Origin of the sequence: Klebsiella sp. BIGb0399 (assembly GCF_003752615.1) — a bacterium.
GTDB lineage: Bacteria > Pseudomonadota > Gammaproteobacteria > Enterobacterales > Enterobacteriaceae > Klebsiella > Klebsiella lignicola.
The window spans coordinates 1,566,924-1,592,338 of record NZ_RKHT01000005.1 but is presented as its reverse complement, the minus strand read 5'-3'; the positions used below and the strand labels follow the sequence as shown (position 1 = coordinate 1,592,338).

General features: G+C 51.4%; 21 protein-coding genes, 3 tRNA genes and 2 pseudogenes. 14 read left to right on the top strand and 12 right to left on the bottom strand.

Annotated elements, in window-relative coordinates; translation table 11 throughout:
• The first annotated feature begins 20 nt into the window (after positions 1–20).
• Positions 21–1,417: pseudogene (dalD, locus tag EDF82_RS07935) on the top strand (D-arabinitol 4-dehydrogenase).
• Positions 1,418–1,754: 337 nt separating this feature from the next.
• Here the strand turns inward: dalD and EDF82_RS07930 are convergent.
• Positions 1,755–2,813, bottom strand: a complete 1,059-nt coding sequence (locus EDF82_RS07930; protein WP_095101110.1) for a YeiH family putative sulfate export transporter — start codon at positions 2,811–2,813, stop codon at positions 1,755–1,757.
• A 363-nt stretch (positions 2,814–3,176) separates the two neighbouring features.
• On the opposite strand from EDF82_RS07930, the gene EDF82_RS07925 reads away from it, so the two are divergent.
• A complete protein-coding gene (locus EDF82_RS07925) occupies positions 3,177–3,923 on the top strand; it encodes a GntR family transcriptional regulator (protein WP_123754975.1) in 747 nt (248 codons plus the stop codon).
• Here the strand turns inward: EDF82_RS07925 and EDF82_RS07920 are convergent.
• From EDF82_RS07920 to EDF82_RS07905, 4 genes and pseudogenes are all read right to left on the bottom strand, one after another.
• Entirely contained in the window at positions 3,910–4,905 is a 996-nt protein-coding gene (locus tag EDF82_RS07920) for an Ldh family oxidoreductase (RefSeq protein ID WP_198389046.1), read from the bottom strand. The genes EDF82_RS07925 and EDF82_RS07920 overlap by 14 nt on opposite strands.
• Positions 4,902–6,222 (bottom strand): annotated as a pseudogene (gene dctA / locus EDF82_RS07915) (C4-dicarboxylate transporter DctA). The gene EDF82_RS07920 and the pseudogene dctA overlap by 4 nt, the downstream one beginning before the upstream one ends.
• Positions 6,223–6,323: 101 nt before the next feature.
• On the bottom strand, positions 6,324–7,493 hold the full coding sequence (locus EDF82_RS07910) for a UxaA family hydrolase (RefSeq protein WP_095101116.1): 1,170 nt from the start codon (positions 7,491–7,493) through the stop codon (positions 6,324–6,326).
• A gap of 2 nt (positions 7,494–7,495) precedes the next feature.
• On the bottom strand, positions 7,496–7,780 hold the full coding sequence (locus tag EDF82_RS07905) for a UxaA family hydrolase (protein WP_095101118.1): 285 nt from the start codon (positions 7,778–7,780) through the stop codon (positions 7,496–7,498).
• A gap of 372 nt (positions 7,781–8,152) precedes the next feature.
• Here EDF82_RS07905 and hisD point away from each other — a divergent pair, with 372 nt between their 5' ends.
• The 4 genes from hisD to EDF82_RS07885 are packed head-to-tail and all read left to right on the top strand — an operon-like array spanning position 8,153 to position 12,604.
• Complete coding sequence (hisD, locus tag EDF82_RS07900) at positions 8,153–9,466, top strand: histidinol dehydrogenase (protein ID WP_095101120.1); 1,314 nt, start codon at positions 8,153–8,155, stop codon at positions 9,464–9,466.
• Positions 9,467–9,476: 10 nt separating this feature from the next.
• The gene (locus tag EDF82_RS07895; protein ID WP_123754974.1) at positions 9,477–10,232 is read left to right on the top strand and encodes an SDR family NAD(P)-dependent oxidoreductase; all 756 of its coding nucleotides are present in this window, start codon (positions 9,477–9,479) and stop codon (positions 10,230–10,232) included.
• Positions 10,233–10,261: 29 nt separating this feature from the next.
• Positions 10,262–11,590: an MFS transporter gene (locus tag EDF82_RS07890; protein WP_123754973.1), complete on the top strand. Its 1,329-nt coding sequence runs from the start codon at positions 10,262–10,264 to the stop codon at positions 11,588–11,590.
• A 6-nt stretch (positions 11,591–11,596) separates the two neighbouring features.
• Positions 11,597–12,604: an alcohol dehydrogenase catalytic domain-containing protein gene (locus EDF82_RS07885; RefSeq protein ID WP_123754972.1), complete on the top strand. Its 1,008-nt coding sequence runs from the start codon at positions 11,597–11,599 to the stop codon at positions 12,602–12,604.
• 423 nt (positions 12,605–13,027) lie between these two features.
• On the opposite strand, the gene EDF82_RS07880 is transcribed toward EDF82_RS07885, so the two are convergent.
• Together EDF82_RS07880 and EDF82_RS07875 are read right to left on the bottom strand one after the other, a co-directional pair.
• Positions 13,028–14,278: an integrase arm-type DNA-binding domain-containing protein gene (locus tag EDF82_RS07880; protein WP_123754971.1), complete on the bottom strand. Its 1,251-nt coding sequence runs from the start codon at positions 14,276–14,278 to the stop codon at positions 13,028–13,030.
• 161 nt (positions 14,279–14,439) lie between these two features.
• Positions 14,440–14,515 (bottom strand) — tRNA-Asn (locus EDF82_RS07875).
• A gap of 329 nt (positions 14,516–14,844) precedes the next feature.
• Between EDF82_RS07875 and nac the strand changes: the two genes are divergently transcribed.
• The 3 genes from nac (at position 14,845) to ldtA (ending at position 17,866) form a co-directional block, all read left to right on the top strand.
• On the top strand, positions 14,845–15,762 hold the full coding sequence (gene nac / locus EDF82_RS07870; RefSeq protein ID WP_123754970.1) for a nitrogen assimilation transcriptional regulator NAC: 918 nt from the start codon (positions 14,845–14,847) through the stop codon (positions 15,760–15,762).
• Between the two features lie 106 nt (positions 15,763–15,868).
• Positions 15,869–16,819: an HTH-type transcriptional regulator Cbl gene (gene cbl / locus EDF82_RS07865; RefSeq protein ID WP_123754969.1), complete on the top strand. Its 951-nt coding sequence runs from the start codon at positions 15,869–15,871 to the stop codon at positions 16,817–16,819.
• 105 nt (positions 16,820–16,924) lie between these two features.
• Positions 16,925–17,866, top strand: coding sequence for a L,D-transpeptidase (gene ldtA, locus EDF82_RS07860; protein ID WP_123755510.1), 942 nt, complete (start codon positions 16,925–16,927; stop codon positions 17,864–17,866).
• A gap of 62 nt (positions 17,867–17,928) precedes the next feature.
• Here the strand turns inward: ldtA and EDF82_RS07855 are convergent, their stop codons facing one another.
• Together EDF82_RS07855 and EDF82_RS07850 are read right to left on the bottom strand one after the other, a co-directional pair.
• The gene (locus EDF82_RS07855; protein ID WP_123754968.1) at positions 17,929–18,753 is read right to left on the bottom strand and encodes a DMT family transporter; all 825 of its coding nucleotides are present in this window, start codon (positions 18,751–18,753) and stop codon (positions 17,929–17,931) included.
• A gap of 127 nt (positions 18,754–18,880) precedes the next feature.
• Complete coding sequence (locus EDF82_RS07850) at positions 18,881–19,657, bottom strand: SDR family NAD(P)-dependent oxidoreductase (protein ID WP_123754967.1); 777 nt, start codon at positions 19,655–19,657, stop codon at positions 18,881–18,883.
• A 185-nt stretch (positions 19,658–19,842) separates the two neighbouring features.
• On the opposite strand from EDF82_RS07850, the gene EDF82_RS07845 reads away from it, so the two are divergent.
• The 3 genes from EDF82_RS07845 to EDF82_RS07835 all read left to right on the top strand — a co-directional run bounded on the left by EDF82_RS07845 (position 19,843) and on the right by EDF82_RS07835 (position 21,832).
• Positions 19,843–20,754 (top strand): LysR substrate-binding domain-containing protein, encoded by a 912-nt coding sequence (locus EDF82_RS07845; protein ID WP_123754966.1) that lies wholly within the window; start codon positions 19,843–19,845, stop codon positions 20,752–20,754.
• 387 nt (positions 20,755–21,141) lie between these two features.
• The gene (locus EDF82_RS07840) at positions 21,142–21,423 is read left to right on the top strand and encodes a hypothetical protein (protein WP_123754965.1); all 282 of its coding nucleotides are present in this window, start codon (positions 21,142–21,144) and stop codon (positions 21,421–21,423) included.
• 64 nt (positions 21,424–21,487) lie between these two features.
• On the top strand, positions 21,488–21,832 hold the full coding sequence (locus EDF82_RS07835; RefSeq protein ID WP_123754964.1) for a carboxymuconolactone decarboxylase family protein: 345 nt from the start codon (positions 21,488–21,490) through the stop codon (positions 21,830–21,832).
• Positions 21,833–21,896: 64 nt separating this feature from the next.
• Here the strand turns inward: EDF82_RS07835 and EDF82_RS07830 are convergent, their stop codons facing one another.
• On the bottom strand, positions 21,897–22,808 hold the full coding sequence (locus EDF82_RS07830) for a LysR family transcriptional regulator (RefSeq protein ID WP_123754963.1): 912 nt from the start codon (positions 22,806–22,808) through the stop codon (positions 21,897–21,899).
• A 283-nt stretch (positions 22,809–23,091) separates the two neighbouring features.
• Here EDF82_RS07830 and EDF82_RS07825 point away from each other — a divergent pair, with 283 nt between their 5' ends.
• Positions 23,092–23,793: an HAD family phosphatase gene (locus EDF82_RS07825; RefSeq protein WP_123754962.1), complete on the top strand. Its 702-nt coding sequence runs from the start codon at positions 23,092–23,094 to the stop codon at positions 23,791–23,793.
• Positions 23,794–23,955: 162 nt separating this feature from the next.
• Here the strand turns inward: EDF82_RS07825 and EDF82_RS07820 are convergent.
• Both EDF82_RS07820 and mtfA read right to left on the bottom strand, forming a co-directional pair.
• A tRNA-Asn gene (locus tag EDF82_RS07820) sits at positions 23,956–24,031 on the bottom strand.
• Between the two features lie 100 nt (positions 24,032–24,131).
• The gene (gene mtfA / locus EDF82_RS07815; protein ID WP_174507992.1) at positions 24,132–24,932 is read right to left on the bottom strand and encodes a DgsA anti-repressor MtfA; all 801 of its coding nucleotides are present in this window, start codon (positions 24,930–24,932) and stop codon (positions 24,132–24,134) included.
• A gap of 87 nt (positions 24,933–25,019) precedes the next feature.
• Here mtfA and EDF82_RS07810 point away from each other — a divergent pair.
• Positions 25,020–25,109 (top strand) — tRNA-Ser (locus EDF82_RS07810).
• Positions 25,110–25,415: the final 306 nt, after the last annotated feature.

Below are 25,415 nucleotides of genomic sequence, written 5' to 3'. Positions count from 1 at the left end.
GTCTGACCTGGAGAAAAATCATGTCCAAATTATGTTGGTTACATATCGGAGCCGGTGCATTTCATCGCTCACATCAGGCATGGTATTTTAATCAGCTTATTAAGCTGGAAGACGCTAAATGGGAATTTTCTTTAGGTAATATCAGAAGTGATGCCGATCAAACTCTGAATGCGCTAATGTTGCAAAAAGGAGAATATGTACTTGATACGGTCACCCCAGAGGGTATCCATAATTTTGAAAAAATCGCCAGCATAACGAAAATAATTACAAGAGAAAATAAAAATGCTGCACTAATAAATCAAGGTGCACTTAGTTATACACGAGTTATTTCCTTTGCGGTTACAGTGGGTGGATATTATTTAAAAAATGACTTTAGGCTTGACCAGTCGCATCCTGATATTGCCAATGACTTAAAATATGGAAATGAGCCTTGTACTATCTATGGTGTTTTAAGGGGCATTCTGGCAGAAAGGAAAGAAAAAGGTAATAATAAAGTCACTTTGCTGTGTTGTGATAACCTCAGACATAATGGTTCACGTTTCTATCAAGGTTTGCTGGAGTTTATTACTCTAACTGGAGATAATGCCCTACTAAACTGGGTAAAAGAGCATACTTCAGCGCCCAACTGTATGGTTGACAGAATCACCCCCAAGTCAGATGTTGAGTTAACAAAAAGAGTAAAAAATTCCCTTGGTTTTAATGATGACTGCCCGGTCATGTCTGAATCTTTTATTCAGTGGATCATTGAAGATAATTTTGCAGCTGACCGTCCAGCACTGGAAAGAGTCGGTGTCATGTTTGTTAAAAATGTGGAACCTTATGAAGAGGCAAAAGTTCGGATCCTTAATGCCACACATGCATTCTGTGCGTGGGCTGGAACCCTTATTGGGAAAACATATATTCATGAAGATATTGCTACTCACGTTATAAAAAAATGGCATGGGATTACATTACTAACGACGTGATCCCTTGTTTAAACTCTGGCACAATGGATCTTACAAAGTATCGTGATATTGTGTTATCAAGGTTTAGCAATGCATGGTTAAAAGATACCAACGCAAGGGTATCTTGCGAAGGATTTACAAAAATTCCAGGGTTTATCGTCCCTTCCATTGTTGAAAATAGAGTTAATGGTAAAAATGCAATATCAACTATCAAAGTAGTCGCTATATTTTTTTTGTTTTTGAAAGCATGGCATGAAAAGAAGATTCCTTATGAATATAAAGATACAATAATGGATGTTGCAGAAGTTCATGGTTTTTTTGATAGTAAAGATCCTTTGTGGGGGTATTGCTCATCAGAGAAACTATTTGAAAATATAACTGATTTAAATCTTTTCTATAAAAATCTCAAAAAGGAGGTTGTTGAATTAGAAAACTGGATGCGAAATGTGCATTCTGAATCGTCACCGGGTTAACAAACCCTGCGGGCTGAAGGACCTTCAAAAAACGAGATTTTACATCAATAAGAAAACGGCAAATTTGCCGCTTTCTTATTAAAGCGTAAAAACAGACGCTCAATTTGAAGACTAGTCAGCCCGAAAGCAGACAAAGAAAAGAATGTATCAGGTTGTGAACCCTGGTTAATATTGAATCGCTACAGATAACCCAGACACTTCCGAGCCGTCGTGGAATGACCCCGAGCCAGTAGACAATGCTACCATGTATGTGGACTGACCCCGCCCCAGTAGACGATCCTGCCCTATAGTTGGACTGACCCCACACCACCATTCGCCCTGAATTTTACATTATTCATCATCCCAACCAGTGATGGATGAGCAGATTTATCATCCCGCCACCAACGACTAACCAGATAAACAAAATTAACCCCAACAAAAACGGACGCAATCCGGCGTTTTTAAGTTGACTGATTCTTGTTGATAATCCCAGCGCAGCCATCGCCATCGCCAGCAATACGTTATCCAGGGCATTGATGCCTGATACCATGGCGGGCGGTAAAAAGTGGAATGAGTTAAACAGTGCGACCAAAATGAATATCAGCGCAAACCACGGAAAGGTGATGCGTTTCTGGCGAGTTCCGACTTCGCCCGCGTACCGGTTCACCATCGCTCCCAGTACCAGCAGAAAGGGTGCCAGCATCATGACCCGCAGCATTTTCGCTATCACTGCGGCGTTTTCGGTGTCCACACTCACTGCATGACCGGCAGCGACCACTTGTGCTACTTCATGCATGGTTGAGCCGGTATAGATGCCAAACTGTGTCAGTGAAATGCCGGGCAGCGCATGGGCAAATTCGCGCCAGATAAAGGGATAAAGAAAAATACCCAGCGTGCCGAAAATTACCACCGTTGCCACAGCCACCGCGACTTTTGACGCTTCTGCTTTTACTACGGGCGCGGCTGCCAGGACTGCTGCAGCACCACAAATGCTGCTGCCAGCGCCGATTAACCAGGCGGTTTTTCTATCGATTCCTAACAAGCGATAGCCCAGAGTGCTGGCAATAATAAAAGTGCTGCACAGCATTATCACATCGATCATGACACCACTGACGCCCACATCCATCACCTGCTGAAAAGTCAGGCGGAATCCGTACAGAATGATGCCAAGACGCAGTAATTTCTGCTTGGCAAACTGCATTCCCTCATCACAATACGGATGAATCGACGGATACACAGTATTGCCCACCACAATGCCGACGATGATGGCCAGTGTCAATGCACCCAAACCGAGGCCAGACATAATAGATTGATTGCCCAGCCACGCGGTAGTAAAAGCGATAATCGCCGTTAGCAATAGACCAGGGATGAAACGCTTGAAGCTTTGTGAATGTTTCGTCAGGGACAATTCGGCCATAACTTTCTCCTCATGTATAGGACTGAGCATGAGAGTAAATCGGCCAAAAGAATAATTTATTATAACGTTATCGCTAATCTGAATATCAGATATAGACTCATCAGGAACAAGGCTTCTGTGTCAATGCCACTCAGGATTAAGTTAATACTGCAATATTATCAGATAATTAATTGAGTTTCCGGCCAGTGTAGCAAGATAAAAATCACTCTTCTCAGAGGAAAAACGTGAGCCGCGCTGAATAGTAACAATAAAAAACCAGCTGAATAGCGTGATTCAACGCGATCAGGATGCTCGGAACTCCTATATATGTCATAGTGTGAATAGTCAGCATTGCCCTATGTCGTTCTTAGTGAGGAAGACATCATGAGTCAGGACATTCCTTTATCGGCTGAAATGAAATCGGCCGTCTTTCAACCGCTTTATCTGCAAATCAGCCAGTTATTGCTGGAAAGAATAGCCTCCGGCGAATGGCCAGCAGGCACTTATATCCCCAGCGAGGCGAGTCTGGCAGATTCCTATAATGTCAGCATTGGTACCTTGCGTAAGGCCTTAAATGAGCTGGTGAGTAACAACGTGGTTATCCGCTACCAGGGTAAAGGCACGGTGGTTGCTGCACATGATTCCGATAGCGCATTATTTCGGTTTTTTAATATCCTGCGTGAAAATGGCGAGCGTTCACTGCCGCTGTCGCGAGTGCTGGCGCGTCATCTGCGCACCGCATCAGAAGAAGAAGCGCTGGCGCTGGATATTGAGCCTGGCAGTAAGGTCATCCATATCTGGCGCGTGCGTGACCTGGATGGTGCTCCCGCCATTCTTGAACACGTCTATATTGATGCAGCACGCTTCCCAGGGATGGATCGTGAACCTGACATCCTGCCGAACACGCTTTACCAACTGTACCAGCAGAAATATGCCTGTACCGTTGCCAATGCGCATGAGCAAATTAAAGCGATAAATGCAGGACCGGATGAAGTCCTGCATCTGGAGGCGGAAGAGGGGGAGGCACTGCTGCGCATTTACCGCATTGCGCGGGATTTCCAGGATAAAGCTGTGGAGTATCGTGTATCCACTGTGATGACGCGGCACCACGCCTACTTTAACCAGCTCTGATTCGCAGCTGCTCCAGCAAAGCAGCCGGCAATGAAATCTGCGTGCTGTTTTGCTGCGCTACTGCCTGACGACGTTCTCCAGGCAAGCGCACGCCTGGTTGCTGCTGCATGGCTGCAAACAACTGCTCGCTGTGTTGCAAATATCCTGCGGAGAAAAATGCGGGGCTCAGCAATAACAGCAACTGTGCAATATGTGGCGGTCCTCCCTCGGTATTGAAAAATGAACTGGCCTGAAAACCATAATTGCTGCCAGTCAGACCAGCGGTGAGCAGTTCAACCATCAGTGCCAGAGCCGCCCCTTTTGTGCCGCCCGCCGGTGCCATGCTGCCCGCTAGTGCGGCGTCAGCATCTTGCGTGGGATGCCCATCTCTGTCCAGCGCCCAGCCCAGCGGAATAGCCTCTTGCTTCTGGCTGGCCAGCATAATTTTACCGCGCGCCACTTCTGAGAGCGAAAGGTCAATGACCAGCGGATGCTGATTCTCACGCGGCGAAGCAAAAGCGATGGGGTTGGTGCCAAACAGCGGGGTGTTGCCTCCCCATGGCGCCATTGCAGCCGGGCCGTTGCTGAATGCGAGACAGACCAATCCCTGACGCGCGGCCTGTTCAGCGTAATATCCGGCCATGCCGAAATGGTGCGAGCGGCTAATAGCCACCGCCACAATTCCACAATGCTGCGCCAGGGCGATCCCGTGATCCAAACCTCGCTGCACGGCAGGAAACGCCAGGCCGGAATCGGCATTAACATTCACCACGCTGCCATACTCTGCCAGCACGGACTGCGCATCTGGCTTCAGTTTACCGCTATCCAGTTGATCGAGATAGAATGGCAGTCTGGCAAAGCCGTGAGAGGCGATGCCAGCTTGCTCGGCTGCCATCAATGCGGCGCAGGTATCCGCCGCTGATACAGAGCTGACGCCGGATTTTCGTAGTGCCTGTTGAGCAATAATGCTGAGTTCTTCTACCGCCAGCGTCATGTGACTCATTGCAATGTACTCCTCTCTTCTCGTGTGGCCGGCATTGGCGTGTCGACATTTTGCTTTTCTGGCAGAGTGATCACCCCCGGCCCCTGTCGTAGTTGTTCATGTAGCTGTGCCAGATCGAGTTTCTTTTCCCAACGGGCGATCACCAGCGTCGCCACCACATTACCGATCATGTTGGTGACGGCGCGCATCTCATTGAGGATGCGATCAATGCCCAGCACCAGCGTGATTCCTGCCAGCGGAATAATGTTATGGGTTGCCAGTGTGGCGGTTAACGCTATCAGCGCCGCCCCCGCTACGCCTGCGCCACCTTTTGACGTGAGCAACAGAATTAATAGCAGACCAATTTGTTGCCACAGTGTCAGGTCAGTATTGGTGGCCTGAGCAATAAATAGCGAAGTCATAGTGAGGTAAATCGCTGCACCATCAAGGTTAAATGAGTATCCCGTCGGCAACACCAGCCCGACAATGGCGCGGTTGCATCCCAACGTCTCCATTTTTACCATTAGGCGCGGCAGTACCGATTCGGTGGTTGACGTGCCCAGCACAATCAATAACTCTTCCCGGAAATAGAGGATGAGCCGCCACAGGTTGACGCCGACCAGTTTACAAATCAGACCCAGTACGCCGCCAATAAAGAGAAAACTGGTGATATAGAGACAGACAATCAACATGCCAAGGTGTTGCAGGGAGGTGAGACCATATTTACCCACGGTGAAGGCGATGGCACCGAAGGCACCCAACGGTGCCAGGCGCATGATGAGCTCGACAATCCGCATCAAGACTTCGCCGCACTGCTCGATCGTTTTGGTGATGAAGGCGCTGCGCTGCGAAACCAGCGAGAGCGCAACCCCAAACAGCACCGAAAACAACAGTACCTGTAGTAAGTTCCCTTGGGCAAAGGCGCCAATCACCGAGTCTGGAATTATCTGCTCCAGGAAGCCTTTACTGTGCTCACTGATGCTAACGTAATGATTTACGGTGCTGCCGTCGAGCTTACTGGCATCAATATTCATGCCCGCTAGGTTTGATCACATCGGCCACCACCATGCCGATAATCAGCGCCAGCGTGGTGACCACTTCAAAGTAGATCAGCGTCTTGCCGCCGACTTTGCCGACCTGCTTCAGGCTCTCCATCCTTGCAATACCAATCGCCACGGTACAGAAAATCACTAAGGTCACGATCATCTTTATCAGACGGATAAAGGTATCGCCGAGGGGTTTCATCTGAACGGCAAAATCAGGAAAGGCGTACCCCACAGCAACTCCGGCGACCAGGCCGATCAAAACCTGGACGTAAAGGTGCTTGAGCATTCGCATTGGGTTGTCCTCGCGAAGCCTGGCGGCTGCGAACCGGCGCTCGGGAAGCCGCCGCAGGCGAGTAAAGAGATGACGCCCGCCACTGATGGCGGGCAGGTATGTTACGCACTTTCAAAAATACGGGTCAGGACAAACTCACGATGGCCGAGCGCTTCAGCGGCGGTGAGTCGCCCGTTAGCGGTACGCAACAGTGACTCAAGCAGCGCATCCCCGGCCCCATCCATATTCATTTCGCGGCGCAGCACGGCTGAGACATCCACATCAATATGTTCTGACATGGTGCGCACCGTGCGTGGATTCGCACACACTTTGATGACCGGCAAAATCGGGTTGCCAATGACGTTCCCCTGGCCGGTCGGGAAGAAGTGCGCTACATAACCGGCTGCCGCGCATAGCGTGACCATTTCGGCTGCTGCAGATGAGGAGTCCATGAACCACAACCCGGGTCCGGTGGGGGTTTCTGCTTTATCCAGTACGCCATCGACCCGACATTTCTTACCGATCTTCTGAATATTGCCCAGCGCTTTCTCTTCGATGGTCGTGAGCCCGCCCTCAATGTTGCCTTTGGTGGGCTGCGATTCCGAAAGATCGCTGGTTTTCCAGCGGTCGATCATTGCGCTGTAGCGATCAAACATGAACTGGAACTTCTGGCGCACATCGTCATTGGCGCAGCGTGCAGCCACCAGATGTTCGCCGCCAGTCAGCTCGGAGGTTTCGCCAAAGACAAGGGTGTTACCGTTCTCATACAGGCGGTCAAACAGGTTGCCCACAGAAGGATTAGCACCGCATCCCGAGGTCGTATCAGACTCGCCGCATTTGGTCGATACCCAAAGCTCGCTGATGTCGCAAGTTTCCCGCTGCAGTTCAGATGCATATTGTGAAAACTCTCTCGCTTTGCGTGAGGCGGCACAAATGGTGTTGTGATCTCCGTTCTGCTCGATCCAGAAACCGGCTACCGGTTTACCCGTGGCTTTAATGCCGTCAACCACGCGTTGAGTCCAGCCAGGCTCAATGCCAATCACAATTACTGCCGCCACGTTCGGGTTGCAACCCGTACCAATCAGGGTGCGGAAATGGAGCTCCAGGTCTTCACCGAACTGCAGGCGACCATAAGGATGGGGCAGCGCTATGGTCCCTTTGATATTGTTTGCCACCGCTTCTGCTGCTGCATTTGAGATATCATCTACCGGCAGTACAATCACGTGATTACGAATACCGACACGACCATTTTCACGGCGATAGCCTGAGAACTGACGTCCTTTGATTTCCATCATTACCACCTTTTAGTTTTAACGTTGTGTACGTGTAGATGTTCGCCCTGCTGGATTGCCGCCACGACGCGGCCAATGTCTTCACCGTATTTGATCACGGTGTCATTTATCGCCAGATCGCGAATTGCCAGCTTATGGCCGATTGGAATGGCATCTTTCACTGCAAATTCAATGGTTTTGTTTTGATCCATTATCCAGCCTGTCAGGGTTTGACCTGCCTCGATCCCTTCCACCACCACGACTCCTACCGAGTCGCCATCATCGTGAACCACGAAATCAATACTCATTACAGCCTCCGATTGTCGAACAACAAATGAACTCATATATATGACATATTATAGATGAGTTGAGATGGCAAAATTTATTTCGATTTTGCCGACTTTTTTGCGAGCGGCTTCACGAATGCAGGAATAGATGGAAACAGGAGATGAGAGGACAAATCTCTAACCAGTTAAAACGGTGATTTATAATAGTTTAATTTATAAGGCTTAAAGCCAGGAGGTTAAAATGTGATCGCCTTATGAGTTTTGCGGATTGAAGTCGATCGCGATCACTTTTTGTTCAATTCGATTTTGCACTATTTACGCATGCTCACTATAGATAAATGCAGTCATATATATGACACATGATTTCACCTTTAATTTTGTCTGGAGATGCGTATGTCAGTTACCTGGTTAAAGAAAGCAACTAAATCACCGGAATCCAACACGGCTGAAGCGCGGCAGGTGGTGGAAGAGATGCTCGCCACGATTAAGTCGCAGGGTGAAGATGCAGTGCGGCAATACGCCAGGAAACTTGATAACTGGAAAGGCGACATCATCCTGACACCGGAACAGATTGCGATGCAGGTCCGCGATGTGCCAGCGGAAGTCAGAAAGGATATCGACTACGCCATTGAACAGGTTTACACCTTCGCCTGTGCGCAGCGTGAATCCATCCAGGATTTTGAGGTGACACTGCCATCAGGTCTTGTGGCCGGACAAAAGGTGCTGCCGGTGACCACTGTCGGCTGTTACGCACCGGCTGGTCGCTATGCGCACATAGCTTCCGCTTACATGGGGGTGGCCACTGCGAAAGCTGCTGGGGTAAAGAATATTATAGCCTGTTCAGGCCCCTATCTGAGCCAAAGTATTCATCCTTGCGTGCTCTACGCTTTTCACCGTGCTGGCGCGGATACCATTATGACGCTGGGTGGTGTACAAGCCATTGCCAGTATGGCGTGGGGGTTGTTTAGCGGTAAGGCGGCGGATGTTGTGGTGGGACCGGGCAATAAATTCGTTGCTGAGGCGAAACGTACGCTGTTTGGTCAGGTGGGCATTGATGTCTTTGCCGGACCTTCAGAAGTGGCGGTGATTGCCGATGAAAGCGCTGATGCCGACATCGTTGCCAGCGATCTTGTTGGGCAGGCGGAGCATGGTCATGAATCCCCTGCGTGGCTGTTTACCACATCACGCGAACTGGCTGACGCGGTGATGCTCAAAGTCCCACTGCTGATTGCCGAACTGCCGCCGGTAGCTCGCGATGCAGCGAGCTGCGCCTGGCGCGATTATGGCGAAGTGATTGTTTGCGACAGTCGCGAAGAGGTGGTGGAAGTTTCCGATCGTTACGCTTCCGAACATCTTGAGGTGCATACCCGCGATTTGAACTGGTGGCGCGATGCGCTCAGCTGTTACGGCTCGCTGTTCCTCGGCGAAGAAACCACGGTGGCATTTGGGGATAAGTGCAGCGGACCGAATCATGTCCTGCCTACTAAGGGCGCAGCACGCTACTCCGGTGGACTCTCCGTTCACAAATTCCTCAAAACCCTGACATGGCAGCAGATGCCCCGTGATGCCATACCGCAGATTGCCGAAACCACCGCGCGTATTTCACGCATGGAGGGCATGGAGGCACATGCGCGCACGGCCGAGGTGCGTCTCGCGAAATACTTCGCGGGTCAATCATTCCAGCTCGGTTCACCTGTTACGCGCTAAGGAGGTTGCGATGCAAGCGGCAACATTATTCAACTTAACGGGCAAAACCGCGCTGATAACCGGCGGTGGCAGCGGCATCGGTTTTGCTATCTCGCAAACGCTGGCTGCAGCAGGCGCGCAGATCGTTCTTGCGGCGCGACGCGAGGGGCAGTTGGCTGAAGCCACACAGCACTTGATTCAGCAGGGGGCGCAGGCGCGTTATTGCTGTGCCGATGTGACGCAGATGGCGGCATTACAGGCTCTGGCGCGTGAAAGTGCTGATGCCGATATTCTGGTGAATGCTGCAGGCGTTAATCTGCGCCAGCCATTCGAAGAGGTAACAGAAGCAGATTGGGATCAGCAGCTGTCGCTCCACCTTAAAGCCCCGTTTTTTCTTACTCAGGCGCTGGCGCCCCGTATGGCACAGCGCGGTTGGGGGCGCATCATCAATATCGCGTCACTGCAATCACACCGCGCTTTTGATAACAGCGCACCCTACGGCGCGGGCAAAGGGGGCATTGTTCAGCTTACCCGCGCGATCGCACAGCGATGGGGACGTGACGGTATCACCTGTAATGCTATCGGTCCGGGCTTCTTTCCTACCGCACTGACCGGCCCCGTTTTTGCCGACCCCACCATTCGTGAGCGACATGCCGCGCGAACCTGTCTGGGGCGCAATGGCGAAATGAACGATTTACAGGGCGCGACGCTGCTGCTTGCCAGTGACGCCAGTGCCTATATCACCGGGCAAATATTGATGGTGGATGGCGGTTACAGCGCTATCTGAATCAACACTTATGTGGAGAGAAATACATCATGCAAACACCTGCTGCCGGCAATCTGCGACGCGTCACGTTGTCGAGCCTGTTTGGTTCGACTATAGAATGGTATGACTTTTTCCTTTACGGCACAGTCGCGGGAATGGTGTTCAACAAACTCTATTTTCCGGAAGGCGACCCCTTTATCACCACGCTGCTCTCTTACGGCGTATTTGCCATTGGCTTTTTAACCCGGCCATTAGGTGCCATCATTTTTGGGCATTTCGGCGATACGCTGGGCCGAAAAAAGATGCTGATCCTGACGTTGGTGATCATGGGTGGTGCTACCGTGGTGATCGGGCTTATTCCTGGCTATCACCAAATTGGTCTGTGGGCACCGTGCTTACTGATTCTGTGTCGATTAATTCAGGGTATCGGATTAGGCGGTGAGTGGGGGGGGGCGGTGCTCATGACATTTGAATCTGCACCGGAAAAACATCGCGCTTTCTTTGCCAGTATTCCACAAATTGGAATGTCCCTTGGCCTGCTGCTGGCGTCAGGTGCGATTGGTCTGGCTTCGTATTTGCTGCCCGATGAGGCCTTTATGTCGTGGGGTTGGCGCGTGCCGTTTATACTTAGCGGTGTCTTTGTCATCATCGGCACCTACATCCGTAAAAACGTCGCAGAAACCGAAGATTTTCTCAAAGCGCAGGAGGCGCGTAAGCATGCACCGAAACGCATCCCGCTGGTGGAGCTGTTCCGCAATAACACCAAACTGGTGTTTACCTGTATGGGGATGCGGCTGATTGACGGTGTGTTCTTCAATATTTTTGGCGTTTTTTCCCTGACTTATCTGACGCAAAACCTGAATATTCCGCGCGATCAAGCCATTGTCGCGATCCTCGCCAGCGCCTTTGTCATGAGCTTCTTTATCCCGTTCTGGGGCTACATGGCGGATCGCTGGGGGCGTGCGCGCATCTTTGCCATGGGGGCAACGCTTTCAGCACTGTCGGCGTTTCCTTCGTTCGCACTGATGCATAACCATCCCGACAACATCTGGCTGGTATGGGCCGCCATCGTGATCCCGTTTGGCATTTTCCATGCCGCCGTGTTTGGCACACTGTCATCGGTCTATTCAGAGTGCTTTGATGCCTCGGTGCGCTATACCGGTATCTCATTTGCCTATCAAATTTCCGGAGTATTTGCGGGTGGCCTGACACCTGTGCTGGCTACGATCTTCTCTAACATGCTCGGTGGTCGTCCTTGGCTCATCTGCGCGTATGTATTGGTTATCGGCCTGACCAGCGCTGCATGTGCGCTCTATCTGTGGCGACAAACCCACGGTGCCGGTCGGGTGACGGTGACAAATTCTGTATTGATTAAGTGAGAGCTTATGAAAACGTTGATTTACAGCCGTCCTTATCAGATGGCCATTGAAGAACGCCCTTACCCGCAACTGGCAGCGGGGCAAGAGCAGGTGGTGATCCGCATTGGCGCGGCGGGCATTTGTGGTTCCGACATGCATGCCTTTCATGGCCAGGACCCACGCCGACAGCCAGGGTTGGTTCTCGGCCATGAACTGGCAGGAGAAATTGTGGAGAGTCAGTCGCCGCGTTTTCTACCTGGCGATCGTGTCACCGCCAATCCGCTGATTACCTGTGGGGTGTGTGAATACTGCCGCCAGGGACGCGACAATTTATGCAGCGACCGTCATATGGTGGGAATGGATTGGCCAGGCGCGTTTGCTGAGTTTATGGCCATTCCTGCTCGTTCTGTGGTGCCACTGCCAACTGGTATTTCTATCCAGCATGCGGCGCTGACTGAACCGGCGTCCACGGTAGTTCATGCCATGCGTTTAACCCAGCGGACGTTAACGCAACCGTTGGCGGAAACGCGAACGCTGGTGATTGGTGGCGGTGCGATAGGTTTGTTAACGGTATTAGTGCTGCGGGCATGGGGTTGTCGTCACATCACGCTGGCTGAAACCAATGCGCTGCGTGCTGAGGCGGCTGAGCGCTATACCGGTTGCATCAGTATCAACCCAATGGAAACCAGCATCAGCGAGTCGAGTCATCAGTTGGTGGTTGATGCTGTGGGTGCGGCTGCAACACGTCAGATGGCTATTCAGGCAGTAAGACCAGGAGGGGTGATCATGCATATTGGCTTGCAAGCGTGGGCCAGCGAGATAGATATGCGCAAAATCACGCTTGGCGAGATCACGCTGCTGGGCACCTATACCTACACCATGGACGATTTCTGCCTCGCTCTGTCGATGCTGGAAGAGGGGGCACTTGGGGAGCTTGGCTGGGTGGAATCGCGGCCACTTAGCGAAGGTGAACAAGCCTTTTCCGATCTGGAATCACAGCAGGTTTCAGCTGCGAAGGTTTTACTTATACCTTGAAAAAAAGCGGTGCCAAGGCGCCGCTTTCGCCGACTCATCACATCCATAATGGCTGATTTTTTGATATTCTTATATTCACAACTGGACTAGTGTTCCATTCAATTATGCATTTCCCATCTTAGAATTTCTGAGATGTACAATCTTTTTGAGATATACGATAGAGCACCGAAGAAATGCCACTTTCTTCCTTACAACAGCCATGAAAACCTTTGCCACAATTCTTTTCAGTGCGTTGTGCCTGGACTAAAGCCGGTGGAACGTATCTCCGGCAAACATCGACATAGCTTTACGTCTATACGTCTATTTCCTGGACTGGGTTCTCTGCATAACAATCCATTCCACTTCATGCAAGCCAGTAGTCGCTCCTAGTATGGCTTTGCTATGTTGAGACTGTCGGTTCAATAATCAGGTCGTAGAATTACTCTATTTCCTACCTAAAATATACGGTGGTACATAAGATTTATGGCAAGTATCAAGATAATCCGACCACCATTGCATCATCGCTTTACGGGCATCAAGATACTCTGCTTTATGGATGTAAGCCGCTCGAACGCTATTGCGTTCTTGATGGCTCATCTGCCGTTCAACCGCATCCTGTGCCCACAGTCCAGACTCCATCAGCGCACTACAGGCCATTGCCCGGAATCCGTGACCGCAAATTTCATCTTTCGTGTCATAACCCATCAAGCGCAGCGCTTTGTTGACCGTGTTTTCGCACATGGGTTTATACGGATTATGATCACCGGGAAATATGAGTTCCTGATGCCCAGAGATTTCCCGTATCTGTTTCAGAATAGTGATGGACTGACGGGAGAGGGGAACGATATGCGGCGTGCGCATTTTGGCACCACGCCCGGAATAACGCACACCGGGGATGGCTTCACGGGTAGCCGGAATGGTCCAGATTTTGTTTGTGAAATCGATCTCAGACCAACGGGCGAAACGCAATTCGCTGGAACGGATGAAAAGGTGCAGAGTAAGTGATACTGCCAAACGGGTTAATTCTCGCCCTTGCTTGTAGTCTTCAATGCGAGTCAACAGTTCCGGTAGTTTCTCCAGCGGAAGGGCAGGGTAGTGGCGTTTGACGGGCGGCGCGATTATACCGTCCAGATTGGCTGCTGGATTATGCTCTATCAACTCCTGATGCACAGCATGACGCATAATGTTGCACATATGCTGCCGAGTGCGTGCTGCCACTTCCAGCAGACCTTTTTTCTCAATCCCTTTCAGAAGGTCGATGAAATGGCGGGTTTTCAGTTCTGTGACTGGCAGGTGTCCAATTATCGGGAAGATATGATTATTCATGCTGGCAAGCAGACGGGCGGCATGATTCTCTGACCATGCTCTATTGCTTTTATGCCAGCTTAGTGCCACTGATTTGAAGGTTTCCTCTGGTGAGGAAGTGGTTCTTTCAGCAGAGCGCTGTTGAGCCGGATTGATATTCTGCGCCAGCAATTTACGGATGCCGTCACGCTGTTGACGAGCAGCGGCCAGAGACACATCAGGATAGGCGCCTAAGCCGAGGCGGGATTCTTTTCTATTGATACGATATTTGAGATACCAGAGACGTGAACCGCCTGGATTAACCAGCAGATACAGACCATGAGAATCGGAAACTTTGAAGGGTTTTGCGGATGGTTTTAAGCTGCGGATTTTTGAGTCGTTAATAGACATTTGGGGGTCACTCCGTCATCGAACCAACTTGACCCCAGATTTGACCACCAAATTCTTCCGATGCAGAGGGAAAACTGAAAATGCATCGGGAAGACTTTTCACGCTAACCTGTTGAATCCGAATCATATAAGGATTCGCAGGGCGGCATGAAAACAAGTATTTGGCTCCTCTGACTGGACTCGAACCAGTGACATACGGATTAACAGTCCGCCGTTCTACCGACTGAACTACAGAGGAATCGTGTGAACGGGGCGCATATTAACGGCGACGGATGGCCTTGTCAAAGTCTGATTCATCAAAATGTGTTTGATTGCTGACAATTTCAGCGACCGGCCGCTTTTGCGCTTTTTTTCGACACCGTGCACCACGGTAGTGCACATATACCCCGAATGGGGCATAGCCTAAACTGCTTACCGGGCAAATAAATCGTCCGTTGCTATCAGAATCCCTTATTACGCCGCGAATGGCGGCCTTTGCATCGATCTGTAAAAACTGGCAAGCAAATTGCAAAACCTTCTGTATCTAAATTGCCAGCGTTGGTACTGGCTTTCCTTACAGGAGGCAAAATGAACTTAAGACGACTGAAGTATTTTGTGAAAATCGTCGATATCGGTAGCCTGACCCAGGCCGCTGAAGTCTTGCATATCGCACAACCGGCGTTGAGCCAGCAAGTGGCGACCCTGGAAGGCGAACTGGACCAGCAACTGCTGATTCGCACAAAACGTGGCGTGACGCCGACCGAAGCCGGGAAGATTCTTTATACCCATGCCCGGACCATCCTGCGTCAGTGTGAGCAGGCCCAGCTGGCGGTCAACAACGTTGGCCATACGCTGAGCGGGCAGGTTTCTATTGGCCTGGCGCCGGGCACTGCGGCTTCCGCCATTACCATGCCTCTGCTGCAGACGGTGCGTAACGAACTCCCTGAAGTGATGGTCTATCTGCAGGAGAGCAGCGGCACCATTCTCAACGATAAATTGCTCGGCGGGCAGCTGGATATGGCGGTGCTGTATGAGCGCTCACCGGTCGCCGGGATCATCAGCCAGCCTTTGCTGAAAGAAGATCTCTACCTGGTCGGAACCCGCGATTGCCCTGGGCAAAGCGTCGACCTGACCGCAGTGGCAGAGATGAATCTGTTCCTGCCGCGTGATTACAGCGCGGTGCGCGCACGCGTGACTGAAGCATTTACCTTGCGCCGACTGTCGGCGAAGATCATTGGCGAAATTGAATCCATCACCACCTTAACGGCGGCGATTGCCAGCGGGATGGGCGTCACCGTTCTGCCAGAATCCGCCGCTCGCTCATTATGCCAGGCAGCAAATGGCTGGATGGCACGGATCAGCACTCCGTCGATGAGCCTGTCGCTGTCACTGAACATGTCCGCTAAGGGAAGCCTGTCGCCGCAGGCGCAAGCGGTAAAAGAAATCTTACTCTCTCTGGTCAGCCGACCTTCGCTGGAGAACCGTGAATTACTGCTGGTGAGTTAATCTATATTCCGGAATGGAATAAGTTGCTGGTTTTTATTATTTGTTAGCAAGGACAACAGACTTTAACAATAGCGTATACGTTATGTCTGATAGCCCGGAGGAAAGGGTGAATTTCCAGCAGCTTAAAATCATTCGTGAGGCGGCCCGTCAGGATTACAACCTGACGGAAGTCGCAAATATGTTATATACCTCGCAGTCGGGCGTCAGCCGCCATATTCGCGAACTGGAAGAAGAGCTCGGGATTGAGATTTTCATCCGGCGCGGTAAGCGTCTGTTGGGAATGACCGAGCCGGGTAAAGCTTTATTAACCATTGCGGAGCGTATCCTCAATGAAGCCGGTAACGTCCGTCGGCTCGCCGACCTGTTCACCAATGACGCTTCCGGTGTCTTAACCATTGCCACCACCCACACTCAGGCACGCTACAGCCTGCCTCCGGTCATTAAAGCGTTCCGCGAACTGTTTTCCGATGTCCGACTGGAGCTCATCCAGGGGACGCCTCAGGAAATCGAAGCGCTGTTGCATAACGGCGGCGCCGATATCGGCATTGCCAGTGAGCGTTTAAGTAACGATCCCACGCTGGTGGCTTTTCCGTGGTTCCGCTGGCACCACAGCCTGCTGGTCCCCAAAGAACACCCGCTGATTCAGGTCTCGCCCTTAACGCTGGAGGCCATTTCCCGCTGGCCGCTGATTACCTACCGGCAGGGCATCACCGGGCGTTCACGCATCGATGAAGCCTTCAACCGTAAAGGGTTGATGCCGGATATCGTCCTGAGCGCCCAGGACTCTGACGTCATTAAAACCTACGTCGAGCTGGGGCTGGGCGTCGGGCTGGTGGCGGAGCAATCCGGGGATGCCCGGGAATCGGACACCTTGACTCGCCTTGAAACCCGGCACCTGTTTGATGCCAATACCGTCTGGTTAGGTTTAAAGCGCGGGCAGTTACAGCGCAATTATGTCTGGCGCTTTATCGAGTTGTGCAACGCCGGCTTGTCGCTGGATGAAATTAAGCGTCAGGCGATGGAGCCGGAAGAAGCGGCGATTGATTACCAGATATGATTAATTCATCATCGATGTAAATAATAGGGAGCGTATCCATCCACGCGGAGGGCATATAAAAGCTATAATTCACGCACAGTTGTCGCTATTGAGGAAAGGGAAATGATGCGGCGTGTGAATTGGTTTTGCTCTCTTTTAGTGTTCCTCTCAAGCCAGAGTGTCCTGGCCGTGAGTTATCCGTTACCGCCGGAAGGAAGCCGTCTGGTAGGCATGCCGCTGACGATTACCGTTCCGGACCAAAATACCCAGCCGCTGGAAGCCTTTGCCGCGCAATATGGGCAAGGGCTCAGCAATATGCTGGAGGCCAACCCCGGTGTCGATGTCTATTTACCGAAATCAGGTACGACCCTGGTGGTGCCGCAGCAGCTGATCTTACCGGACACGGTGCGCGAGGGTATTGTGGTAAACGTTGCCGAAATGCGCCTCTATTACTACCCGCCTGAGGGCGCCACGGTTGAGGTGTTGCCGATTGGCATCGGCCAGGCGGGGCGTGAAACGCCGCGTAACTGGGTTACCACGGTAGAGCGCAAGCAGGAAGCGCCGACCTGGACGCCAACTGCCAATACCCGCCGTGAATACGCCAGCCGGGGTGAAACCTTACCGGCGTTTGTTCCTGCCGGGCCGGATAACCCGATGGGGTTGTATGCTATTTATATCGGAAGGCTGTATGCCATTCATGGCACCAATGCCAACTTCGGGATCGGCTTGCGCGTCAGCCAGGGGTGCATTCGTCTGCGCAACGACGATATCAAATATCTGTTCGACAACGTACCGGTGGGGACCCGCGTCCAGATTATCGATCGGCCGGTGAAATATACCCTCGAACCGGACGGCAGCCGTTGGGTTGAAGTCCATGAACCACTCTCGCGCAACCGCGCAGAATATGAATCAGACCGCAAAGTCCCGCTGCCGATGACCACGGGGATCCAGTCATTTGTCAAAGGAGAGGGCGTGAATGCCAGCCTGGCCACCCAGGCGCTTGAGCGACGCTCGGGTATGCCCGTCAATATCAGCGGGGCGGGATCGGTCAATCAGTTCGGTAGCTGACAGTCGAGAATGCAACGTGCCAACACCGCGTCATGCCGGAAGCCGGGGCATGGCGCGGCCTGTTATATTTTGTCCGACCAGATAACTAAGCCAATCCCCGATAAAATAATCAATGTCGAAATGACTATCTGGAGATCCAGCGCCTCATTCATAAACAGAACGCCCCCAAGCGCGGCCAGGCAGGGGACGCTTAACTGAATGGTGCTGGCGGTGGATGACGATAGCTTCGGCAGTAAGGTATACCAGAGCAGATAGGCGCCCGCAGAAGTAATAGCACCGGCGACGATCCCCAGCAGCAGCCCCATTGCATCCACCTGCAGCGTGTGAAAATGCACGGCGGCGGCCAGCACGGCAATGGGAACGGAGAGGATAAAGTTTCCTGCGGTGGCCGAGGCGGCACTGGTTGCCGCTCTTCCGGTAATGCAGTATGCCGCCCAGGCAACACCGGACAGGATCATCATGACGGCCGCAAACGCGGGCGGCGGTGTGGCGCCTGGCAGGAGTAAAATGCCGATGCCTGACAGGGCGGCAAGGATACCGATGACTTTCCAGCGGGTGATTTTCTCACCATGCCACATGCCCCAACCGGTCATGACCAACTGGACCGTGCCAAATAACAGCAGCGCACCGGTCGCCGCGTTTAACGACACATAGGCGAGAGAAAAGGCAAACACGTAGCCGGACAATAACAGCGCGTTGAGCGGGTGGTACTCAATTTTGTGGCTCCCGCGACGAAGGAGAATAAACAGGTACAGGGCCAATGCGCCGCTGATCAAGCGGATGCTGCCAAACGAGACCTCGTCGATATAGCCGCCTGTTATTGCCACCCTGCAGAGCACCGAATTTGCGGCAAAGGCGATCATCGTCAGCAGGATTTTTAATAACATAGCACGGCCTCCGGGGCCTGGTTTCTGACGACGTGTAACGTGATGGGGATAGCCATTCAACCATTGTGACGGATTATCATCGTCGACAAAACAGAAAAGGGGAGCCATCGCTCCCCTTGGCCGTCAATCAGGCGTGACGCCCGGCCATAACGCCGCCGTCAATATCCCAGATGGCGCCTGTGACCCAGCCGGTATTGTCGGACAGCAGGAACGCCACGGTTTCGGCAATGTCGACCGGCGAGCCAACGCGGCCGATCGGATGGAAGCTGTCAAAACTATTCATGACCTCTTTTACCTCATCTTTCGGGATAAAGCCTTCGTAAATCGGCGTGTGAACCACCGCAGGGGCGACGGCATTGACGCGGATCCCTTGCGCACCCAGCTCGATAGCCAGGTTTTTAGTCAGCGCATGCAGACCGGCTTTTGCCATCGAATAAGCAGAGGACGGGGTGGCGCCGATCGCCTGATGCGCCCACATTGAGCCGATATTAACAATCGATCCTTTGATCCCCGCCGCGACCATATTGCGCACCACGTCACGGGTGATGAAGAACGTGGCACGGTTGATATTCTTGTACATATCATAGTCAGCCGTCTCGTGTTCGGTAAATGGTTTCGGGAAGAAGACACCCGCGGCGTTTACCAGCAGGCTGATATCCTGGTGTTCGGCATTGATGATATCGCAGACATGCTGCATGCCTTGCGCGGTCATCAGGTCGGCAACAATGATGTCCACCTGACCATGGGCAGATAATACCCGGCGCGCTTCTTCTGCTTTATCCTGGCGGTTGCCTACCAGCACCGCGCTGCCGCCGTTTTTCAGAACGTATTTTGCCGTTTCAAAGCCCATGCCGCTGGTGCCGCCGACCACTAACAATTTTTTACCTGCAAATGATGTTGTCATCATAACCTCTGTACTGGTTGCTCTGTGATGTGAAGATGGCCGATGGCTCACCTTTCTGTGGCGGCATATTCACACTTTCGTATTCGGCTGGCGAATCAGAAGATATTTAATAGCGAGATAGAAAATCTATTTTATGTTGCTGGTTCTGTGCCAGAATAAACGAAACCCCTTTATGGATAATCATCATGCGATCGCTCAACCGGCTTAAATGGCTACACGCCTTCGAGGCAACGGCACGTCACGGCAGTTTTACCGGAGCAGCAGAAGAGCTGGGCGTCACCCCTGCCGCGGTTGGGCAACTCGTCAGATCGCTAGAGGAGTGGGTGGGTTATCCGCTGCTTCATCGGGTGCGCAGCGGCAAGGAGAGGCTGACATTAGTCAGTGAAGCGCAGGAGGCCTTAAAGGATATCAGCGAGGGGCTGGACAGCCTGGAGCGCGGTCTGAATAAACTGAGAGGAAGAAAATCTCGTTCAGTTATCGTGCTTACCGCTTCCCAGGTACTGATGATGAACTGGCTGATGGAGCGTCTGAATCGCTTTTCGGTACAGCATGAGAACATTGATATCCGGCTCGATGTCACCGAGAAACTCATGGATGTGGTGCACGGGGAAGCCGATATGGGCATCCGCTGCGGCCCCGGAGACTGGACCGGGTTAAGCAAAACGTGGCTCATGGATGAAGATGTGGTGATGGTCTGCAGCCCGCTGCTGTTGCCCGATATCAAAGACGGCACGCCGGCATGGTTGTCAGAGCAAAAGCTGATCCATGATGATACGCCACATCCGGGTGCCCATTTCCCCTCCTGGGACACCGTGCTGGCAAAGGTCGGTGCGCCGCCAGCCAGCATGAGCGGCCTGCATATTAACTCGACCTCCGCCGTTATATTGTCTGCCCTGAGTGGGCGAGGAGTGGCGCTGGTCCGGCGGGCGCTGGTTCAGCAGGCGATCGATAACCATCAGTTGCGCGTTCTGTTTAGCGATGTTAGCTGGCCGCTCACCTGGTCCTATTATCTGGTGATGTCGGAACATTCGCAGATGCGACCTGAAGTGAAAATCCTCCACGACTGGCTGATCCATGATGTGAAACCAGAGCTGTGACCGTTGCCGTTCCCCATCTTCGCAGTTGACATGACGTACTGCCGCCGCCCGCGTGTAACCGTCATCGCGGGCGGTAACGTCATCATTTTCATTACGGGTTGAAACTTCACTCTGCACCATACCAGATAGTTTTTCTTTCCTGTTTATCAAGATTATCTCATTTGTTCAAACGCCGGCACCTCAGCATAATGCGTGAACCGTGGAGAGCGCAGGGGTAGGTTCGACTCTGAGGCATCTGCCGGCTAGCGTACTCACTATATCGACAAAGATATTCTTGTTGAGTAACGGCCCGCAGCAGAACGCCTGGCTTGTCTCTTCACTGACTGCGGAGCGGTGCATGCGTCTGACGGTGCACGTTTCGACATTGGTTTAAACAAGGAGTGAGAAATGGCTTATTTGCAGATCACGCTGAATATCAGTGAAGAAAACCGTGCGGCGGCTGGTGCTGTTTACCTGAAATATAAAGCGCCGTTCCTGGAGACGATTGCGGGAGCGCAATCAAAAGCGCTACTGATTCGTCCCGAAGATGTGCAGGTGTTACATGGTTTTAAAACGGTAGCGCAGGCAGAGGATTATCTGCGTTCTGAGCTGTTTAATCATGATGTGGTTGAAGCTCTGAAACCTTATCTCAACGCGGCACCGGATGTACGTATCTATCAGGTTGCATAACGTTTACCCGGAAGAGTGGCGGTTTGACCCTCATTCTTCCTTCACCTTGTCGCTGGAGACTTTTATGTTGTTGAACTGGAATGAACATCGTGACGAACTGCTGGGCGTGGTGGGCGACTACGCCAGGCTACAGCCTGAATTTATGAAAGGCCTGATGAAAATGGATGCCGGCGCTTCAGCGATGGGTCACCTTGATGCTAAAACCCATGAACTGATTGCACTGGCGGTGGCCATCACGACTCGCTGTGACGGGTGCCTGTCGGTTCATGTAAAAGCGGCGGCAAAACAGGGCGCGACACGTGAAGAAATCGCCGAAGCGTTAGCGGTTGCGATTTCCCTGAATGCCGGAGCCGCGCTAACGTACACCGCGCATGCGCTTGATGCCTTTGACGCGTTGCCGAAGGCGTAGGATATTTATTGATTGTCGAAAGGGATAGGTGGTCATTCGGTTCCGACAAGATAATGATCGAATATCAGACCACCTGTTCAGCGCTATTATCTGTCAAGTAGTTATCGCACACTATCGCCATCTTCAGAAAATCATCTCGCCAGTGGCTTATTATTTCCGGATTCCATACAACAGCAATATCCCATCGAACAGGATTTTGAGTCGGAAGTATCATTTTTACTCCTGTAGGTAAGAAATATTTCGCACTTTCAGGTAGAAAGGCGACCCCATTTCCACCGGCAACCAATGCCAGTAGTGTCATCATGTCCCCTGTAACAGAAACCAGGTTGGCATGTAGTTGGTTATTTTTCAAAAACAACGCTGTTTGTTCAGCCAGGCACGGGTTGGCTAGCGAGTCTAACTGAAAAAGCGGGTAGGTTGACAACGCATTCTGAAGATTTGTGGATTCAACATGATTCACTGACGGTACGGCGAGAGCGAGAACTTCGCTAAAAATAACCTGAGAGGAGAGAGCGTTGGTGGCCGGCATTCTGATAAATCCCATGTGCAGGCCACCTTCCTGTAGCATTTTTATTTGCACGCTTGACGGCATTTGATTGATAACCACTTCGCACTCAGGAAACTGTTGATGAAATTGGTTTATCCAGCGAGGTACATGATGAAATGACGAGACACCAAATCCTAAAAATAACCTGTCATGGCGACCATGCTTTAGCTCTTTCGCATACGTTAAAAAATCAGCGTGAGATTGCAAAATCTCATTTGCCTTTGGGAAAAGTTGCGATCCGAATGTTGTTAATGTTGCACCATGGCGACCACGTAGAAAAAGTTGTCCGCCAGTTAACCTTTCGAGCGTCTGTATTTGTCGGGACAAGGCCGGTTGTGTCAGGAACAGTGTTTTTGCAGCGCTAACATAGCTTCCTTTTTCGGCCAGTGTCACAAAAGCACGTAGTAATTTTACATCTATGCCTTTCATTTATAGGACCCAGAAAATAATGGAATTATACAAGTGATAATAACGCGGGCATCATAAAAACCTACAGCAATAAAGATACCATGGCTATGTTTTTATTGCCTGTATGAATTCACGGTTCTTTTGGCCACCGTAGAATATTTTCTCGGTAGTACAGGCGACAGATGTATCCCCGTGAGTTTGATGTTGACTGTCATCACCGGTTTTCTGGGCACGATATCAGGGCAAATGGTCGTTATTTCGAATCTGTCTGAAATCCGCCGTTTTAATAACAAGGATATGGTACATGTATAACCTCAAAAATAAAATTTCAGCGGTATTGTTTGATATGGATGGCGTACTTATTGATTCAAATGCGGTTATTGAAGGAGCCTGGCGCGAAGCGGCTGAAATGTATGGTAAGACAATTTCTGAAGAGGATATAGTCAGGCATATCCACGGGCAACCCGGACCACATACCATCCAGGCACTTTTTAGCGACCTGTCACTTAACGACAGGAAAAAAGTTCAGGCTCATATTATTCGTGTTGAAAATACTGCAGCTTATGAACCCATTGCTGGTGTTACCGAGTTGATTACCTCCCTGGATGCAGCCGGAGTATGTATTGGAATTGTCACTAGCGGCTGGAGGGAGAAAATCGACCGTGTGACGGCGATGCTCCATATTCAGCATTGCATTTCAGTTATTGTCGAACGGGATGACGTGACTCGGGGAAAGCCATTTCCCGATCCCTATCTTCTTGCTGCCGAGCGGCTGGCGCTCACACCTGAAAGAGCGCTTGTTTTTGAGGACTCCAGGAGTGGTGTAACCTCTGCGGTATCAGCCGGTACTTTTTGCGTTGGAATCGGTCGCGCTGAGCTGATTGCGTGTGGTGCCAGATTTGCGATTCCTGATTTTACCAGTGCTGAAGTGAACTCAAGGCCGGGGAGTGATGTCGAGGTTTCATTCGGGTCAGGCCGCGTTGTGGCAGTGAGCGCGACGGCGTGACGCCTGGTATTTGGGGCTAAAATCATACTCTTGATGGCTTTTGAATTGACCATCAATATCTGATGGACATTCGTTTCAGGCAGGTACAGGTGGTTACTGTCTGCCAGCTACGCAGAATGCAAAAAGCCCGCTTAAGTTTCCTTAAGCGGGCTTCTCTAAATTTGGCTCCTCTGACTGGACTCGAACCAGTGACATACGGATTAACAGTCCGCCGTTCTACCGACTGAACTACAGAGGAATCGTGTGAACGAGGCGCATACTACTGGCCCCGCATTTTTGTGTCAACACTAAAATTAAGCCACTGATTCAAATGGCTAAATTTAAGACAAACCGTTGTTTTAGTGCACAACCTGGCTGTCTTCGCCATCCAACAGGCCATTTTCACGTAATCGTTGCAACGGATCCTGACGATAGAAATGGCAAAAACGCTGCCACAGCGCCGGGAAGCGCGGAGCAAACAGTTCCGGTGCGCTAAAGAAATATTCTGACAGTACGGCAAAGCATTCGGCCGGGTCCGTTGCTGCATAGGCGTCAATACTGGCGGCGCTTTCTCCTACCAGATCGATCTCATCCTGAATGTTATTCATCGCCGCGTGGAGGTCATGCTCCCACCCGGCAACTTCGCGCAGAGGAATTAACGGTACCCCGCTGGCGCGATCGCCATTGCGTGTATCCAGCTTGTGCGCGACTTCATGCACGATCAGATTAAACCCGGAGGCGTCGAAAGAATCCTGAATATCGAGCCAGTTGAGAATAATCGGCCCTTGTTGCCAGCTCTGCCCGGACTGAACGACCCGCTGGTTATGGACCAGACCAATGTCATCTTCCCATTCATCATCAACAACGAATGGGGCAGGGTAGATCAGCACCTCGTGGAAACCATCCAGCCACTCAATACCCAACTGAAGTACCGGCAGGCAGAACAGCATCGCGATACGGGCGCTGTGGATCGGCTCAAGCTCAAGACCTTGCAGGGGGACCAGGCGTTTTTGTTGCAGAAAACGTGCTGCCAGCTGCACCAGTTCCCGCTGCTCTTGCGCGGAAAGATTGGCTAAAACAGGAATGGCAAGCGCTTGTTCCCATGGTATTTTTGCGTTGCCGGACTCTTCATCTACTTTCCAGGGCCATTTAAACATCATATTGCTCGCAAAGTCGTCACTTGAACGGATTTAAAGAGACAGGAACTATTAAAATGCCAAAGAACCTGGCATTATAGCCACCTCAGCGGAGAGATGCCGGAGCGGCTGAACGGACTAGTCTCGAAAACTAGAGTAGGGGCAACTCTACCGGGGGTTCAAATCCCCCTCTCTCCGCCACTTCTTTCTTTACCTTCCTGATTTAAAAATCATTTAACTCCACGCTTTTGTCCTGCATACCATTCTGTATGCCAATGAATGTTGGCGCTTACTGGACAGGAACGGGCATATCTCACGCCTGTATAAGTTATCACTTCGCTATCCTCCAAGGTAGCGGTTTGCCAGTATCTCCTTCATTTTGTGAACTTAGTCGTGTGATCCCATTCGTGTCGCATTCATTTAAAAATGTGCCATTGGCGACGATTTCGCCGTAGGTCTCTTCTGAAACATCTTGTGGTCGAATGGGAGCCTTGAGCCAAAGGCGCT

Excerpts from the sequence above, each read along its gene's own strand:
- EDF82_RS07830 (WP_123754963.1), bottom strand. The coding sequence starts at position 22,808 with ATGAAAGGCATAGATGTAAAATTACTACGTGCTTTTGTGACACTGGCC.
- EDF82_RS07825 (WP_123754962.1), top strand. The coding sequence starts at position 23,092 with ATGTATAACCTCAAAAATAAAATTTCAGCGGTATTGTTTGATATGGAT.
- EDF82_RS07850 (WP_123754967.1), bottom strand. The coding sequence starts at position 19,657 with ATGACAACATCATTTGCAGGTAAAAAATTGTTAGTGGTCGGCGGCACC.
- EDF82_RS07840 (WP_123754965.1), top strand. The coding sequence starts at position 21,142 with ATGGCTTATTTGCAGATCACGCTGAATATCAGTGAAGAAAACCGTGCG.
- EDF82_RS07845 (WP_123754966.1), top strand. The coding sequence starts at position 19,843 with ATGCGATCGCTCAACCGGCTTAAATGGCTACACGCCTTCGAGGCAACG.
- EDF82_RS07920 (WP_198389046.1), bottom strand. The coding sequence starts at position 4,905 with ATGAGTCACATGACGCTGGCGGTAGAAGAACTCAGCATTATTGCTCAA.
- EDF82_RS07910 (WP_095101116.1), bottom strand. The coding sequence starts at position 7,493 with ATGGAAATCAAAGGACGTCAGTTCTCAGGCTATCGCCGTGAAAATGGT.
- hisD (WP_095101120.1), top strand. The coding sequence starts at position 8,153 with ATGTCAGTTACCTGGTTAAAGAAAGCAACTAAATCACCGGAATCCAAC.
- ldtA (WP_123755510.1), top strand. The coding sequence starts at position 16,925 with ATGCGGCGTGTGAATTGGTTTTGCTCTCTTTTAGTGTTCCTCTCAAGC.
- EDF82_RS07905 (WP_095101118.1), bottom strand. The coding sequence starts at position 7,780 with ATGAGTATTGATTTCGTGGTTCACGATGATGGCGACTCGGTAGGAGTC.
- EDF82_RS07925 (WP_123754975.1), top strand. The coding sequence starts at position 3,177 with ATGAGTCAGGACATTCCTTTATCGGCTGAAATGAAATCGGCCGTCTTT.
- EDF82_RS07835 (WP_123754964.1), top strand. The coding sequence starts at position 21,488 with ATGTTGTTGAACTGGAATGAACATCGTGACGAACTGCTGGGCGTGGTG.
- EDF82_RS07885 (WP_123754972.1), top strand. The coding sequence starts at position 11,597 with ATGAAAACGTTGATTTACAGCCGTCCTTATCAGATGGCCATTGAAGAA.
- EDF82_RS07890 (WP_123754973.1), top strand. The coding sequence starts at position 10,262 with ATGCAAACACCTGCTGCCGGCAATCTGCGACGCGTCACGTTGTCGAGC.
- EDF82_RS07895 (WP_123754974.1), top strand. The coding sequence starts at position 9,477 with ATGCAAGCGGCAACATTATTCAACTTAACGGGCAAAACCGCGCTGATA.
- nac (WP_123754970.1), top strand. The coding sequence starts at position 14,845 with ATGAACTTAAGACGACTGAAGTATTTTGTGAAAATCGTCGATATCGGT.
- EDF82_RS07855 (WP_123754968.1), bottom strand. The coding sequence starts at position 18,753 with ATGTTATTAAAAATCCTGCTGACGATGATCGCCTTTGCCGCAAATTCG.
- mtfA (WP_174507992.1), bottom strand. The coding sequence starts at position 24,932 with ATGATGTTTAAATGGCCCTGGAAAGTAGATGAAGAGTCCGGCAACGCA.
- EDF82_RS07930 (WP_095101110.1), bottom strand. The coding sequence starts at position 2,813 with ATGGCCGAATTGTCCCTGACGAAACATTCACAAAGCTTCAAGCGTTTC.
- EDF82_RS07880 (WP_123754971.1), bottom strand. The coding sequence starts at position 14,278 with ATGTCTATTAACGACTCAAAAATCCGCAGCTTAAAACCATCCGCAAAA.